This window comes from Aurantimonas aggregata (genome assembly GCF_010500835.1).
Taxonomy (GTDB): domain Bacteria; phylum Pseudomonadota; class Alphaproteobacteria; order Rhizobiales; family Rhizobiaceae; genus Aurantimonas; species Aurantimonas aggregata.
Genome location: NZ_JAAAMJ010000003.1, coordinates 230,797 through 245,828 on the forward strand (window position 1 = coordinate 230,797; position 15,032 = coordinate 245,828).

14 protein-coding genes are annotated in these 15,032 nt (G+C 67.5%); 3 read left to right on the top strand and 11 right to left on the bottom strand.

Going from position 1 to position 15,032, the window contains the following annotated elements:
• The first annotated feature begins 45 nt into the window (after nt 1-45).
• Together GTW51_RS07265 and GTW51_RS07270 are read left to right on the top strand one after the other, a co-directional pair.
• A complete protein-coding gene (locus GTW51_RS07265; RefSeq protein ID WP_163043228.1) occupies nt 46-1,113 on the top strand; it encodes an ABC transporter permease in 1,068 nt (355 codons plus the stop codon).
• The gene (locus GTW51_RS07270; RefSeq protein WP_163043229.1) at nt 1,110-1,889 is read left to right on the top strand and encodes an ATP-binding cassette domain-containing protein; all 780 of its coding nucleotides are present in this window, start codon (nt 1,110-1,112) and stop codon (nt 1,887-1,889) included. Before GTW51_RS07265 ends, GTW51_RS07270 begins: the two co-directional genes overlap by 4 nt.
• Nucleotides 1,890-1,911: 22 nt before the next feature.
• Here GTW51_RS07270 and GTW51_RS07275 read toward each other — a convergent pair whose 3' ends face one another.
• From GTW51_RS07275 to GTW51_RS07300, 6 genes are all read right to left on the bottom strand, one after another.
• Complete coding sequence (locus tag GTW51_RS07275; protein WP_163043230.1) at nt 1,912-2,394, bottom strand: DUF4760 domain-containing protein; 483 nt, start codon at nt 2,392-2,394, stop codon at nt 1,912-1,914.
• Nucleotides 2,395-2,831: 437 nt separating this feature from the next.
• Entirely contained in the window at nt 2,832-3,896 is a 1,065-nt protein-coding gene (locus tag GTW51_RS07280; protein WP_163043231.1) for an ABC transporter ATP-binding protein, read from the bottom strand.
• Entirely contained in the window at nt 3,889-4,911 is a 1,023-nt protein-coding gene (locus tag GTW51_RS07285; protein ID WP_163043232.1) for an ABC transporter ATP-binding protein, read from the bottom strand. The genes GTW51_RS07280 and GTW51_RS07285 overlap by 8 nt, the downstream gene beginning before the upstream one ends.
• A gap of 4 nt (nt 4,912-4,915) precedes the next feature.
• Nucleotides 4,916-5,839 carry an ABC transporter permease gene (locus tag GTW51_RS07290; RefSeq protein WP_163043233.1) on the bottom strand — a complete coding sequence of 308 codons (924 nt, stop codon included), beginning with the start codon at nt 5,837-5,839 and terminating at the stop codon, nt 4,916-4,918.
• A complete protein-coding gene (locus tag GTW51_RS07295; protein WP_163043234.1) occupies nt 5,836-6,759 on the bottom strand; it encodes an ABC transporter permease subunit in 924 nt (307 codons plus the stop codon). The genes GTW51_RS07290 and GTW51_RS07295 overlap by 4 nt, the downstream gene beginning before the upstream one ends.
• 77 nt (nt 6,760-6,836) lie before the next feature.
• Nucleotides 6,837-8,423: a peptide ABC transporter substrate-binding protein gene (locus GTW51_RS07300; RefSeq protein WP_163043235.1), complete on the bottom strand. Its 1,587-nt coding sequence runs from the start codon at nt 8,421-8,423 to the stop codon at nt 6,837-6,839.
• 364 nt (nt 8,424-8,787) lie between these two features.
• Between GTW51_RS07300 and GTW51_RS07305 the strand changes: the two genes are divergently transcribed.
• Complete coding sequence (locus GTW51_RS07305; RefSeq protein ID WP_163043236.1) at nt 8,788-9,519, top strand: glutathione S-transferase; 732 nt, start codon at nt 8,788-8,790, stop codon at nt 9,517-9,519.
• A gap of 80 nt (nt 9,520-9,599) precedes the next feature.
• Here the strand turns inward: GTW51_RS07305 and GTW51_RS07310 are convergent, their stop codons facing one another.
• The 5 genes from GTW51_RS07310 to GTW51_RS07330 form a co-directional block, all read right to left on the bottom strand.
• Nucleotides 9,600-10,424, bottom strand: coding sequence for a lytic murein transglycosylase (locus GTW51_RS07310; RefSeq protein ID WP_425483235.1), 825 nt, complete (start codon nt 10,422-10,424; stop codon nt 9,600-9,602).
• Between the two features lie 352 nt (nt 10,425-10,776).
• Nucleotides 10,777-11,064 (bottom strand): hypothetical protein, encoded by a 288-nt coding sequence (locus tag GTW51_RS07315; RefSeq protein WP_163043238.1) that lies wholly within the window; start codon nt 11,062-11,064, stop codon nt 10,777-10,779.
• Nucleotides 11,065-11,103: 39 nt separating this feature from the next.
• Nucleotides 11,104-12,258 (bottom strand): winged helix-turn-helix domain-containing protein, encoded by a 1,155-nt coding sequence (locus GTW51_RS07320; RefSeq protein ID WP_163043239.1) that lies wholly within the window; start codon nt 12,256-12,258, stop codon nt 11,104-11,106.
• Nucleotides 12,259-12,457: 199 nt separating this feature from the next.
• A complete protein-coding gene (locus GTW51_RS07325; RefSeq protein ID WP_163043240.1) occupies nt 12,458-12,874 on the bottom strand; it encodes a hypothetical protein in 417 nt (138 codons plus the stop codon).
• A gap of 260 nt (nt 12,875-13,134) precedes the next feature.
• Nucleotides 13,135-15,018: a heavy metal translocating P-type ATPase gene (locus tag GTW51_RS07330; protein WP_163043241.1), complete on the bottom strand. Its 1,884-nt coding sequence runs from the start codon at nt 15,016-15,018 to the stop codon at nt 13,135-13,137.
• Between the last annotated feature and the right edge of the window lie 14 nt (nt 15,019-15,032).

A 15,032-nucleotide genomic window follows, 5' to 3' on the forward strand; every position in this document is an offset into this window, starting at 1 on the left:
CGGCGTCCGAACGGACGGCCGGGACCCCTGCCGGAGCGAGACGCCATGAGTGAGAGCAAGAAGCCCGCCGACTACGAGACCGCGCTTGCCGGCAGCGACGGCGCCGTTGCCGCCTTCCAGCACCGCTCGCGCGGCCCGCTCGATACCGTGCAGCATTTCCTGCACGGCTCCCCCACCATGGTGCCGATCATCGTCCTGCTGATCTCGGTGGCGGTGTTCGGCATGGTGTCGAACAATTTCTTCTCGGCCTTCAACCTGTCGCTGATCATGCAGCAGGTGGCGATCGTCGGCATCCTGGCGGCGGCGCAGAGCCTCGTCATCCTCACCGCCGGCATCGATTTGTCGATCGCCGCGGTGATGGTGATGGTCTCGGTGATCATGGGCCGGCTCAGCATCGACTATGGCCTGCCGGTGACCCTGTCGATCGCCATCGGCCTGATTGTCGGCTCGCTGACCGGGCTGCTCAACGGCATCCTCATCACCAAGGTGCGGCTGCCGCCCTTCATCACCACGCTCGGCACCTGGAACGTCTTCCTGGCGATGAACTACTATCTCTCCAATCGCGAGACGATCCGAAGCCAAACGCTCGATGCCGAGGCGCCGCTGCTGAAGATCTTCGGCGAGCGCTTCACCCTCGGCGGCGCCGTCCTGACCTGGGGCGTCGTGCTGATGGTCGTGATCTTTGCGGTGCTCTGGTACATGCTCAACCGCACCGCCTGGGGCCGCCACGTCTACGCCATCGGCGACGACAAGGAGGCAGCGGAACTCGCCGGCATCCGCACCGACCGGACGCTGGTCTCGGTCTATGTCATGGCCGGTTTCATTGCCGGCATCGCCGCCTGGGCCTCGATCGGCCGCGTCGGCTCGGTCAGTCCCACCTCGTTCTTCGAAGCCAACCTGGAATCGATCACCGCGGTGGTGATCGGCGGCATCTCGCTGTTCGGCGGGCGCGGCTCGATCCTCGGCCCGATGATCGGCGCGCTGATCGTCGGCGTGTTCAATTCCGGCCTCCGCCTCGCCGGCGTCGACGTGCTCTGGCAGGTCTTCGCCACCGGCTGGCTGATCATCCTCGCCGTCGCCATCGACCAGTGGATCAGGAAGGTGTCCGCATGAGCGTCCAGCCCCCGGTTCTCTCCGCCCGCGGAATCGTCAAGAACTATGGCCGGGTCACCGCCCTCGACCATGCCGATTTCGACCTTTATGCCGGCGAGATCCTGGCGGTGATCGGCGACAACGGCGCCGGCAAATCGTCGCTGATCAAGGCGCTGTCGGGCGCGATCAGCATCGACGAGGGCGAGATCCGCCTCAACGGCGACGCCGTGCGCTTCACCTCGCCGATGCAGGCGCGCGACGCCGGCATCGAGACCGTCTACCAGAATCTTGCCTTGTCGCCGGCGCTGTCGATCGCCGACAACATGTTTCTCGGCCGCGAGATCCGCAAGCCGGGCTTCCTCGGCAAATATCTGAAGATGCTCGACCGCCCGGCGATGGAGCGGATCGCGCGCGAAAAGCTCTCCGAACTCGGCCTGATGACCATCCAGAACATCGGCCAGGCGGTGGAGACGCTGTCCGGCGGCCAGCGCCAGGGCGTCGCTGTCGCCCGGGCCGCCGCCTTCGGCTCGAAGGTGCTGATCCTCGACGAGCCGACCGCCGCGCTCGGGGTGAAGGAATCGCGCAAGGTGCTGGAGCTGATCCAGGACGTGCGCTCGCGCGGCATGCCGATCGTCCTGATCTCGCACAACATGCCGCATGTCTTCGAGGTCGCCGACCGCATCCACATCCACCGGCTCGGCCGCCGCCTCTGCGTGATCGACCCGAAGAACTCGACGATGAACGACGCCGTCGCGCTGATGACCGGGGCGAAACAGCCGGAGCAGATGGCGGCATAGGGCGCGGGGCCCTGTCGTCGTTCTACCGCCTCGCGCGGTTCGCGATGATGGATGCCTCGCGTTCGGCCTGCCGAACCGCCGCGGCCTTTTCCTCTCGCCAACGCTCGGCGAGGGCCTGGAACTTGATGTAGAGAGCCGGGGTCTCGGTCAGCGTGCGAACCTGCACGATATACGCCTCGAGCGCCTCGTAATCCTGAATATAGGTACTCAGGAACCAGTCCCGGTAGAAGTCCTCGTCGATGATGTCGCGCTCGATCGCGATCGCGATGATCTCGTGGTCGTTGGCAATGCTGTTGATGGCTTCGCGCGTCTCCCGGTCCTCGGCGTACTGAAGCGGGTCGAAGTTCGCGAAGTCGACGAGGTTGCGTTTCAGCCGAAGTGCCTGGACCAGCCGCGTGCGGGCGGAAATGTAATCCTTGTCCCAGGATTTCTGCACGACGTTCTTGTAGGCCTCGAGGACTTTCGCCGTCTCCCGCTGCGCCCGCGCCGACCGGTCGAGGTCCATAGAGCCGCGGCCGATCCGACGAACGCCGTAACGAGAACGACGATCATGGCGATGACCGGAGCCGCCCGGACAGTGGCATCCGGTGCATGAAGATAAAGGAAGAAGATGACCACGGCCGCAATCAAGAGCGGGTTAGCCGCGATCAGAAAGGGGGCCCAAGGCGCTGGCTGCCTGGGAACCGGCATTTCGACCTCAGACGGTCAACGGGGCCTTCGGAATGATTCCGCCCCAGCCTTCGCGCCGCATCATGTCCGTACTCCGATTGCTACCAACATGGTCGATATGGGGACCGTCCTGGAAGAGCGCAAATTAGCCCGGCCTCCTATAACCGTCCATCCCTCTCGTTAAGTTTCCGTTGACGTCCGGGACGTCCTCAGGGCGGTGGAGCCAGGCTCATCTGTACTGGGGAAGTGGCCACGCTCGCCTGAGCCGAGCGCTCAGCTGCCGATTGCCGGCGCGGCCGCGATGCCGGCTCCAGGTGGCGCGGCGGCACGGCTTGCCCTCGCCACGCGGGCACGCGCCTCCTCCCCCGCAAACAGGCACGCGGCCCGGTGATCCTCCGACACAGCGACCAGCGGCGGGACTTCCTCCGCGCAGACCGGCTCCGCGATCGGGCAGCGGGTGCGGAAGGCGCAGCCGGACGGCGGGTCGATCGGCGACGGCGGATCGCCCTTCAGCACCGTGCGCTGCCGCTGCCGGGCGACCACCGGATCGGGGATCGGCGCCGCCGACAGCAGCGCCTGGGAGTAAGGATGCGCCGGGGCGTCGAACACCGCGGCGCGGCTGCCGATCTCGACCACCCGGCCGAGATACAGCACCAGGATGCGGTCAGAGACCAGGCGCACGACAGACAGGTCGTGGCTGATGAAGATCAGCGTCAGGCCGAGCCGTTCCCGCAGGCTCTTCAAGAGGTTGACGATCTGCGCCTGGATCGAGACGTCGAGCGCCGAGACCGGCTCGTCGCAGACGATCAGCATCGGCTCGGTGATGATCGCCCGGGCGATGCCGATGCGCTGCGCCTGCCCACCGGAAAACTCGTGCGGATAGCGGCTCGCCATCTCGGGCGCGAGGCCGACCTCGTCCATCGCCTTCAGCACCCGCTCCCGCCGCGCCTTGCGGTCGAGCGACGGCTCGGCGACCCGCAGCGGCTCGGCGATGATCTCGGCCACCGTCATGCGCGGATCGAGCGAGGCGATCGGGTCCTGGAAGATGATCGACAGGTCCCGCCGCGCCCGGCGCATGTCGCCGTCCGAGAGGTCGGTGAGGTTGCGCCCCTGCCAGACGACGCGGCCGGCCGTCGGCTCGATCAGCCGCAGGATCGAGCGTCCGAGGGTCGACTTGCCGCAGCCGGATTCCCCGACGATGCCGAGCGTCTCGCCCTTCCGCAGGTCAAACGACACGTCGTTGACCGCGGCAAGCCGCGCCGGCTTGGAAAACATCGTCCGACCGCGCAGCTCGAACACCGTCGACAGGTTCTGGACCGACAGCAGCGTCTCAGCCATGGGCGGGCTCCGCGGGCAATGTGACAGCGCCGGAAGCCGCGTCGACGAAGGGGAACCAGCAGGCGGCACGGCGACCCGGCGCGACCTCGGCCAGAGGCGGGCGCTCGCGCCGGCAGCGATCCTCGGCGTGCCGGCAGCGCGGATGGAACGGGCAACCCGGTGGCGGCCGCATGACGTCCGGCGGCCGACCGGGGATCGGGTCCACCGCCTCGATCTCGCGGTCGACGCGCGGGATCGAGCGCATCAGCGCCGCCGTGTAGGGATGGGCGGGGCGCTGAAACAGCGCGTCCACCGCCGCCTCTTCGACGACCCGGCCGGCATACATCACCGCCACCCTGTCGGCGATGCCGGCGACGACGCCGAGATCGTGGGTGATCAGCACCAGCGCGGTGCCGAACTCGGCGGTCAGGTCGCGGAAGAGGTCGAGGATCTGCGCCTGGATGGTGACGTCGAGCGCGGTCGTCGGCTCGTCGGCGACGATCAGCTTCGGCCGGCAGAGCAGCGCCATGGCGATGACGACGCGCTGGCGCATGCCGCCGGACAGCTGGTGCGGATATTGCTCGAAGCGCCGCTCGGCCTCGGGAATGCCGACCAGCCGCAGCATCGCCAGCGCCGCCGCCTCCGCGTCGCGGCGCTTCATGCCCTTGTGCACCTGCAGCGTCTCGGACAACTGGTGGCGGATCTTCATCGCCGGGTTGAGCGCGGTCATCGGATCCTGGAACACCATCGCCATGTCTTGGCCGCGGATGGCGTCGAGGCCCTTCTCCGACATCGACAGGAGGTTGCGGCCCTCGACCAGCGCCGCCCCGGTAGCGCGGCCGTTGCGCGACAGCAGCCCGAAGACGCCGTTGAAGGTCTGGCTCTTGCCGGAGCCGGATTCGCCGACGACGGCGAGCGTCTCGCCCGCCCCGACGGAAAGGTCGAGATCGCTGACCGCCGCGACCTCGCCGTCCGGGGTCGAGAAACGCACCGAGTAGTCGCGCAGTTCGAGCACAGGCTGGGGGGTTGCTTGCATGGAGCTACCGGTCCTTCGGGTCGAAGGCATCGCGCAGACCGTCGCCGACGAAGGCGAAGGCCAGCAGCAGCGTGACGAGGAAGCCGCCCGGGAACAGCAGCAGCCACGGGCTTACCTCCAGGAGGTCCGAGCCCTCCGAGATCAGCGTGCCGAGCGAAGTCAGCGGCTCCTGAACGCCGAAACCGAGATAGGACAGGAAGCTCTCGGTGATGACGATCTCGGGGATGGTCAGCGTCGCGTAGATCACCACCGGCCCGACCAGATTGGGCACGATGTGGCGCAGGATGATCGGGAAGGTGGCGACGCCCGAGGCCCTTGCCGCCTCGACGAATTCCCGCTCCTTGAGGCTGAGCGTCTGACCGCGGACGATGCGCGCCATGGTCAGCCATTCCAGAAGGCCGATCGCGGCGAAGAGCAGATAGACGTTGCGGCCGAAAATCACCATCAAGAGGATGACGAACAGGATGTAGGGCAGCGCGTACATGACATCGACGAAGCGCATCATCGCCTGGTCGACCCGGCCGCCGACAAAGCCCGAAATCGCCCCGTAGAGCACCCCGACGATCACCGAGACGGTGGTGGCGATGACCGCCACGAGCAGCGAGACGCGGGTGCCGTAGAGCGTGCGGGCGAGCAGGTCGCGGCCGTTTTGGTCGGTGCCGAAATAGTGCCCGCTCTCGATCGACGGCGGCGCGCCGAAGGCCGACCAGTCCGGCGTCTCGTAATCGTAGGGGACGAGCAGCGGGCCGATCAGGGCGGCGAGGACGATGAGCGCCAGAAGCACCAGCGACACGACGGCCGCCTTATTGGCGAACAGCCGCCGCATGGCGTCGCGGGTCAGCGAGCGCGGCTTGCCCGCCGGCATCTCGGTGTCGGTCGGGACGAAGACCTTCTCCAGCGCCTCGCGCTTGTCCACGAAGAGCGTCATCGCGTCCGCACCTTGGGGTCGAGCCAGGCATAGGCGAGATCGACCAGGAGGTTCAGGGCGACGATCAGAACCATGTAGAAGATCACCGTGCCGAGAACCATGCCGTAGTCGCGGTTGAGGGCGGCGCCGATGAAATAGCGCCCGATGCCGGGAAGCCCGAAGATCTGCTCGACGACGATCGAGCCGGTGAGGAGATAGCCGGCGGCGGGCCCGAGATAGGACACGACCGGCGTCAGCGCCGGGCGCAGCGCGTGGCGCAGGATGATGCGGCGCCGGCCGATCCCCTTGGCACGCGCGGTCTTGACGAAATTGGCGTTCAGCGTCTCGATCATCGAGCCGCGCATCAGCCGCGAGATCCGCGCGACATGTGGCAGGGCCAGCACGATCACCGGCAGGAGCAGGAAGCGCGGCGAGCCGTCGCCCCAGCCGCCCACCGGCAGCCAGTCGAGCTTGATGCCGAAGACCAGCTGCAGGATCGGCGCGACGAGGAAGTTCGGCACGACGAGGCCGGCCATCACCATCGCGGCGATGACATAGTCGGCCGCGCGGTTCTGGTAGAGCGCGCCATAGATGCCGGCCGCGATCCCGCCGAGAACCGCGACGACGAAGGCCGTGCCGCCGAGGATCAGCGTATAGGGCAGGCCGATGGCGAGCTGGCGCGCCACCGAGAAGTCCTTGGTGACGAAGGACGGGCCGAGGTCGAACTGCGCCAGCCGCCCGAGATAGCGCAGATACTGCACGATCAGCGTGTCATCGAGGTGGTAGTAGGCGCGCAGATTGGCCAGCACCTCGGGCGGCAGCGCGCGCTCCTGGTCGAATGGCCCGCCGGGCGCGAGCCGCAGGATGAAGAAGCAGGCGGTGACGGCGATCAGGAGGACCGGGATCGTCGACAGGAGACGCCTGAGGGCGAAGGCCAGCATCGCTCAGCGCTTCCCCGACCGGCACATGACGGCAAGGCGGCCCGACGCCGCCCTCCCGCTCGACAGGGGCGCCATGCTCACTCGGCCTTGGTGAGCCAGCGGGTGCGATGGATGTCGAAGGCATTGTCCTCGTAGCCGGAGATCTTTGGCGAGACGACGCTGCGCGAGGCGTAGAAATAGATCGGGATCGCCGCCGTCTCTGCCATGGCGAGCGTCTCGGCCTGCTTCAGCAGATCGGCGCGCGCCGCCATGTCGGTGGTGGCGGCGGCCTCGGTCAGCAGCTTGTCATAATCCGGATTGACCCACCGGCCGTAATTCATCTCGACGCCGGATTTCAGCAGATTGAGGAAATTGTCCGGGTCGTTGTAGTCGGCGAGCCAGCCGGCGCGCGCGACCTCGAAATCGCCCTGGCGCAGATCGGCGTAATGCACCTTCACCTCGGTGTTGAGCAGCTCGACATTGACGCCCAGCGGCTTCCACATCGCCGCGATCGCCACGGCGACGCGCTTGTGGTTGTCGTCGGTGTTGTAGCGCAGCGTGACGTCGAGCGGCTTGTCGGGACCGTAGCCGGCCTCGGCGAGCAGTGCCTTGGCCTGCTCCAGCTTTTCCGGATAGGGCAGCTCCGACCAGTCGACCTTGACGTCCGGCCCGTCGTAATTGGCCATGCCCGGCGGCACCCAGCCATAGGCCGGCAGCTCGCCGGTGCCGAGAATGTCCGGCCCGATCACCTCGCGGTAGACGGCCATCGACAGCGCCTGGCGCACCTTGGCGTCGTCGAAGGGCGGCTTGCTCGAGTTGAGGACGTAGTAATAGAGGCCCGCGAAGGGCGCGACATGCGCCTCGCCCGGCAGGTTCTCCTCCAGCCATTCGTACTGGTCCGTGGGGAATTGCGTGATGATGTCGAACTCGCCGGCGCGGTAGCGGCGGAGCGCGGCGGCATTGTCCTCGAGGGTGAAGAACTTGACGCCGTCGATGGCAAGGCTCTCGCTGTCGTACCATTCGGGGTTCTTCTCGGTCAGCACGTGGCTGCCGGGGATCCACTCGATCGGGCGGTAGGGGCCGTTGGTGACGATGTTGTCGATCTGGACCCAGTCGCCGCCCTTTTCCTCGAGCACGTGCTGCGGCAGCGGATAGGCGGTGTAGTGGGTCAGCGAGCCGAGGAAATACGGCGTCGGCTGTTCGAGCGTAATTTCCAGGGTCCGATCGTCGATCGCCCTGACGCCGAGCTGCTCGGGATCGGTGATCTCGCCCTTGTTGATCTTCTCGGCGTTCTTGATGGCGTATTGCAGATAGGCGTATTCGGCGGCGTTTGCCGGGTCGAGGAGCCGGCGGAAGGCGAAGACGAAATCATCCGCCGTCACCGGCTCGCCGTCGGACCAGCTGGCGTCCTCGCGCAACTTGAAGGTGTAGACCAGCTGGTCGTCGGAGAGGGTGTAGCTCTCGGCCTGGCCCGGCACCGGCTCTGCCTTGGCATCCTCGGTCATCAGACCCTCGAAGATGTCGCCGGAGACCCGGTTCTCCCAGTCGCCCGACAGGCGCTGGGGATCCAGCGACGTCACGTCGCCGCCATTGTGGAGGTTGAGCTGGACGGCACCGGCGGCGCTGACGCCGAGCACGGTGGAAAGCGCCAGCGCGGCGGCGATGCGGCGGAAGGCAAAAACCATTCTGGATCCTCGCGATACAGGCGGCAGCGCGGCCCACGGCGCTGCGCAAGGCCTATGTGTCGCCCGCGTCCACGACGATGTCCAGAGCTCAGAAGCCTATCAAAGCGGCATGACGTAAGGGCGCTTCATATGCAGGCAGCCCGCCAAAGGCCGGCGGTAGGCCCTCAGCTGGCCGAATTATCCTTGTGGAAATGCCCTCTCCGGAACCCGCCATCGCAGAGATTCCGGGCCTTGCTGCCCTCATCCGCGCATGGCCTGCCGCACGCACGATGCGCAATGGGTCGTGGCGAACGTCTTCTCAAGCCGATTGACGTCGGACGGGTCCATTACAACTGCAACGAAGAAACGAACAACAGGAGCACCCATGGCCTACGACCTCTATTACTGGCCGATGATCCCCGGCCGCGGCGAGTATCCGCGCCTCGTGCTCGAGGCGGCCGAGGCGCCTTATCGCGATGTCGCCCGCCTGCCGGAGTCGGACGGCGGCGGCATGGCGGCAATGACGGCGTTTCTCGAGGGCGAGCGCGGTGCGCTCATCCCCTTCGCGCCGCCGTTCCTCGTCGACGACGACATCGTCATCGTCCAGGCGGCCGAAATCTCGGCCTATGTCGGCGAGCGCCATGGTCTCGCCCCGCTGACCGAGCCGGAGCGTCATTTCGCCCGGTCGATCGCGCTGACCACCGCCGATCTTGTTGCCGAGACGCACGACGTCCATCATCCGCTCGGCGCCGGGCTCTATTACGAGGACCAGAAGCCGGAAGCGAAGCGACGGGCGGAAGGGTTCCGAAACGAGCGCATGCCGAAATTCCTTGGCTGGTACGAGCAGCTTCTCGAACGCAACCCGGAGTGCGACGCCTATCTCGTCGGCGACGGCCTGAGCCATGCCGATCTCGGCCTGTTCCAGACCGTCGAAGGGCTCACCTACGCCTTTCCGAAGCGGATGCAGACGTTGATGACGGACTACCCGAAAGTGGCGGCGCTGCGCGACCGGGTCGCCGACCACCCGCCCGTTGCCGCCTATCTGAAGAGCGAGCGGCGCATGGCGTTCAACGAGGACGGGATCTTCCGCCACTATCCCGAGCTCGACGCCGCCTGAACAGCGGCGGACATGAAAACGCCCCAGCCAATGGCCGGGGCGTTGCCGTATCGTTCAGGCCGAAAGGCCCCAAGGCATGATCAGTTGGCGAGCTTGGTCGCGAATAGGGCCAGTGCCTTCTGGTAGACGCCGGCGCGGTTCCAGTCGCGCAGCCGGGCGAAGTTCGGCTGGCCTTCCTGGTAGCCGGCGCCCGGCTGCCAGCCGTGCTGGCGCAGGAAGTTGGCGGTCGAGTACAAGACGTCGGGCGTCGAGTTGATCAGGTCGCGGCGGCCGTTGCCGTCGCCGTCCACGGCAAAGCGCAGATAGTTCTTGGCGAGGAACTGGGTCTGGCCGATCTCGCCGGCCCAGGCGCCGCGCATCTGGCCGGGCTGCATGTCGCCGCGCTCGACGATGGCGAGAGCCGCGAGCAGCTCCTCGGTGAAGAAGGCCGAGCGACGGCAGTCATAGGACAGCGTCGCCAGCGACGAGAAGATGTTCATGTTGCCGGAATTGGCGCCGAAGCCGGTTTCCATGCCCCAGATCGCGACCAGCACTTCCTTCGGCACGCCGTAGCGCTGCTCGACGGCGTTGAGCAGGCTGGCGTTCTGCTGGATGATGCGCTTGCCCTTGGCGACGAAGGACGCCGGCGCGCGGCGCTCCATGAACGCTTCCAGCGAGATGTTCATCGAATGCTGGTTGCGGTCGAGGCTGACGACCTTGGACGAATACTGGGTCGGCATCAGCGCGGACTGGATCGTGCCCTGCGAGATGCCGGCCTGCTGTGCCTCGGCGGCGAATTGCTGCTTCCATTCGTTGAAGCCCGCGGCGCTGTTGCCACACTGCGCGGCCAGCGCCGGGCCCGCGGTCACCCCAAGCGCCAAAGCCGCCATCGCAGCGAGCTTTCTCGCGTTCTTCAGTCTGGCCATCATGTCGTCTTCCTCGTCGTTGCGGATCGGGAAACCTGCAATGGTCGTGCCCGAGCGTTTCTGAATTACCGGTTCCCTAGCCGATCGGGCTGCCGTTGCGTAGTGCAGGGCGGCGACACTGGCGGGCTGGAGGCCCGGCGCTGCTCGCGCCCTGCCCCATCAGGTCGGCAGGGGCTTCGCATGCATTTACGCGCGATCTTGCCGCAGGCCCGGTTTACGCGGGGTTACAGGCCGTGCGGCGTCGGTTGCCGAGTATGCCATCGGCAGGGCGGTCGCGCGCTGAACTCGACATGAAACCTTCGTGAGCAGCCGCCTCCGGACGATTGCGCGGCTACCAAAACCGGCGCCTCGCCTATCCTGCCGGGTCCCGACGCAGCCAGTTGAGCGCGCCGGGGGCGAAACCCTTGAACTTCGGCGCCTCATCGAGACCGGCCACGACCAGGCGTTCGGGCGCCACGCGTCGCTTGACGAAATGGTAGAGCCGCGAGCGTGTCTCGCCGGTGCGCACCAGCAGCATCGTCGGAGCGAGCGCGAAGGCGTCGAGCTCGCCGGCGAGATCGGCCAGCGATGCGCCACCCTCGGCGATGACGAGATAGAGGCGGCTGGCGCCGTCCGTGCAGCCATCATCGTCGTCATTCATGCCGTAAGCCCCTCCCGGCCGGCCATCCCAGCCCCTGCCTCACTTCGCCAGCTGGAACTGCTCGAAACGCTGCAGCGCTGCCTCGATCGCCGGCTTGTCCGCCGCGGAGCCCTCGCCCACCCAGTTCCATTGCTGGATCAGGATCTTGCCGGCAACGCGGTCGGTCTTGAGGTCCAGCGCCGCGACGATGCGGTCGCCAAGCAGCACCGGCAGGGCGAAATAGCCGAGCACGCGCTTTTCCTTCGGCACATAGGCCTCGAAGCGATGGGCATAGCCGAAGAACTGCTCCAGCCGCTTGCGCTGGATGACCAGCGGATCGAAGGGCGACAGGATATGGACGAGGTCGGGACCCGGCTCCGGGATCGTGTCGAGGGTTTCCGGCAATGCCCAATGCGGGATGTCCCCCGCGCCCTCGATCTGCAGCTCCACCAGCTGCCGGCGCCTCGCGCGCGCCTCGAGCAGCGGGCGGATCGCCGGCTTCAGCGATGGCTGCAGATGGCAGATCGAATCGAGGCTCACCAGCCCCTGCGACCGCAGTGCCCGGTCGATGCGATAGTCGAGCACCTGGCGCACGGTGGCCGGCCGCGGCCGCTCCTCCCAGCCGAAATGCCGGTCCGTGAGCTCGTAGGTCTTCAGCATGCCGGCGCGGGCCGAGACGACGAGGTCGCCATTGTAGAAGGCCAGCTGCAGGGCTCGCTTGGAAGGCTTGCGGCTCGCCCAGGCATGGTCCTTGTCGACCAGAACGTCGTCGTCGATGTCGCGGATGGTGAGCGGCCCGTTTTCCCGGATCAGGTCCAGAACCTTGCGCATGTCGGCCTTGCCGACCGAGCCGAACCATTTCGCCGGGGCCGCGCGATGCCGTTTCATGGCCGGCAGGAAGAAGCGGATGTCGCGCGTCGGCACGAAAGCCAGCGCGTGGGTCCAGTATTCGAAGACCGTCTTGTCGATGCTCTGGGCGCGGTGAAGATCGGCCCGCTCGTAGGTCGGGATGCGCGTCCAGAGGATATGGTGGTGGCAGCGTTCGACGACATGGATCGTGTCGATCTGCACATAGCCGAGCTGCGCCACCGCCGCCGGCGTCGCGGCCGGCCCCGCACCGAAGGGCGCCGGGCGGTCGAGGCATTGTACGCCGAGCCAGATCCGCCTTGCCGCGTCCTGGCTGAGCGTTGGCCGGGTGCGGGGCGCTGGCGGCATGACGAACTCCTCTTCGGGGTGGCCCGATGCCGGAATATCGGGGGATAGTCGCTTTTCCTAGCTGGGCCGGCGATCCCCGTCACCGCCACCAAACGATGGCGTCTCGCCAATCGTCGGGAAGCGCACACAAAAAAGGCCGTTCCCGGAGGAACGACCCTTGATGAAGCGGTAGACGGGTCGAAGCGACCCGGTTGCCAGCTTACTGAACGGCGGAGGTGGTCGACTCGTCCTGCAGAGCCTCACCCGACTGGGTGACCGGCGCGGTTTCCGGCGAGAAGGTCGCGCCCGAACCCGGGACCAGCACGTCGGAGACGGTGTCGGCAGCGCCAACAGTTCCGCCGGCGACGCCTTCGGCCACAGCCTCGCGCTCGGCGGCGCGGTTCAGCTCGATCTCGGCCTCGTTGCCGGGGACGATCGTGTCGTTGACGGGGCTCTGCACGGCGACGGCCGCCTCGTTGCCCGGCGTTGCCGCCACGGCGTCGCGCTCATCGGCACGGTCGAGTTCGATGGTCGTCTCCGAACCCGGAATCTGCGGGGTGGCTTCCTGCGCAAGGGCAGCGCCCGAGAGCAGCGTTGCGGAAAACAGTGCGATAGTGAAATTGCGGACGTTCGTCATTTGTGATCAGTCTTTCTTCTGCAGTAGCAGCTTATTCTGTTTTTATTCGGATGATCGATGTCGGTGCATCGTCGTCGGGGTGCTAACCAGTGCAGGGCCGAATGGTTTCTTCACGGACTGTCAATGAAACGTGTACGTTCGCGTGAACGATGGTTCTTGCGGTCGCGCGCACCCCGCCCGCCCACGCCTGCCAGCGGGGCAAGAGCGAGCGGGTGCGGCCAGCTGCCGCACCCGTTCAAGACAATTCGGTGACGCCCGGATCAGTTACTGGCGGTCGACCGTGCCGGGCGCGCAAGCGTGACCGGCATCGATTCCGACGACCGGGGCCCCGACAGGGCGCGCAGGGCATTGAGGATCACCGCGACATCGATGACCTCCTGGAACAGTGCCCCGGCGATCGGCGTCAGATAGCCGAAGGCGGCGGCGACCATGCCGATCCCGGAGAGCGCCAGCCCGACGACGACGCTCTGCATGGCGATGCCGCGCGACCGACGGGCGATGACGACCGCCTCGGCGACACGGTCGATGCTGTCGACGAGTAGCACGACATCGGCCGCCTGCGAGGAGGCGGTGGCGCCGCGGGCACCCAGCGCGATGCCGACACTGGCGGCGGCGAGCGCCGGCGCATCGTTGATGCCGTCGCCCACCATCATCGTCGAGGCCAGCCGACCTTCGGCGCGCACGACATCGACCTTCTCTTCCGGCGTGCAGTCGGCATGGACGAAATCGAGGCCGAGGACGGCATCGATGGCGTGCGCCGTGGCCGCGTCGTCGCCGGTCACCATGCCGATGCGCCGGATGCCGGCACTGCGCAACGCCTCGACCGTGGCAGCCGCCTCCGGCCGCAGCGCATCGCCCATTAGCAGCAGGGCGGCCAGCTCGCCGTCTATGCTGACGAAGATCCGGAGCGTTTCGCTTTCGGTCCCCGGCAGTGCCCATTCGGGCAGGCTGCCCTCGGCCCACACCATCTGGCGCGAACCGGCCCGCACCAGCCGGCCGTCGACCCTGCCCTCGAGCCCGGCACCGCGGGTCTCGCGGATGTCGGACGGGAGACTCAGCGATGCCCCGCGCTGGCGCGCCGCGGCGATGACGGCCTCGGCGAGGACGTGGTGCGAGGCCTGCTCCAGCGAGGCCGCAAGCCCCAGCACGTCGACCGGGTCGACGCCCGGCGCCGTGCGGATGGCGACAAGACGGGCGCCGCCTTCGGTCAGCGTGCCGGTCTTGTCGAACAGAGCGGTGCGCACCTCCGACATGGCTTCCAGCGCCGCGCCGCCCTTCATCAGGATGCCGCGGCGGGCGGCGCGCGAGACGCCGCCGATCAGTGCCACGGGGGCGGCAAGGATCAGCGGGCAGGGCGTTGCCACCACCAGCACCGCCAGGCCCCGGATCGGATCGCCCGACAGCGCCCATGCCGCCCCGGCGACGGCCAGCGTCAGCGGCAGCAGCAGGATGGCGAAACGGTCGGCCATGCGGATGAACGGTGCCTTCTCCGTCTGCGCCGCCTCGACCATGCGGACGATGCCGGCATAGGTACTCGCCTCGACCCGAGCCGTGGCGCGCAGGTGAAACGCCTCGCCGGCATTGACGCTGCCGCTGCGCAGCACGTCGCCGGCCTTCCAGCGGACAGCGAGCGGCTCGCCGGTCAGGGCGGACTCGTCGAGGCTGGCCTGCGGATCGAGCAGCACGCCGTCGACCGGCAAGACCTCGCCCGCCCGCACCAGCAGCCGGTCGTCCACCTCGACGTCGTTTACCGGAACGTCGACATAGGTCTCGTCCGCCTGGCGGTGGGCGAGGCGCGGCGTGCGGTCGGTCAACGCCGTCAGGTCGGCCTCGGCACGCCGCATCGCGAAATCCTCGAGAACGTTGCCGCCGGCGAACATGATCGCCACGACCAGCGCCGCCAGCGGCTCGCCGAGCACCAGCGCCGCGCTCATCGAGACGAGCGCGATGGCATCGACGCCGACCCGTCGCTGCCAGAGCTTCAGGGCAATCGAGCCGGCCAGCACCGCGACGACCGGCCCGGTCGCGACCGCCCAGGCGAGCGCTGCCGTGTCGCCTGCGCCGCGCCACCAGAAGACGCCGCCGGCAACGAGGCCGACGAGCGCGATGGCCAGCATGGCGCCATGCAGCAACCGGGTGTTCATGGGCGCTGATACCT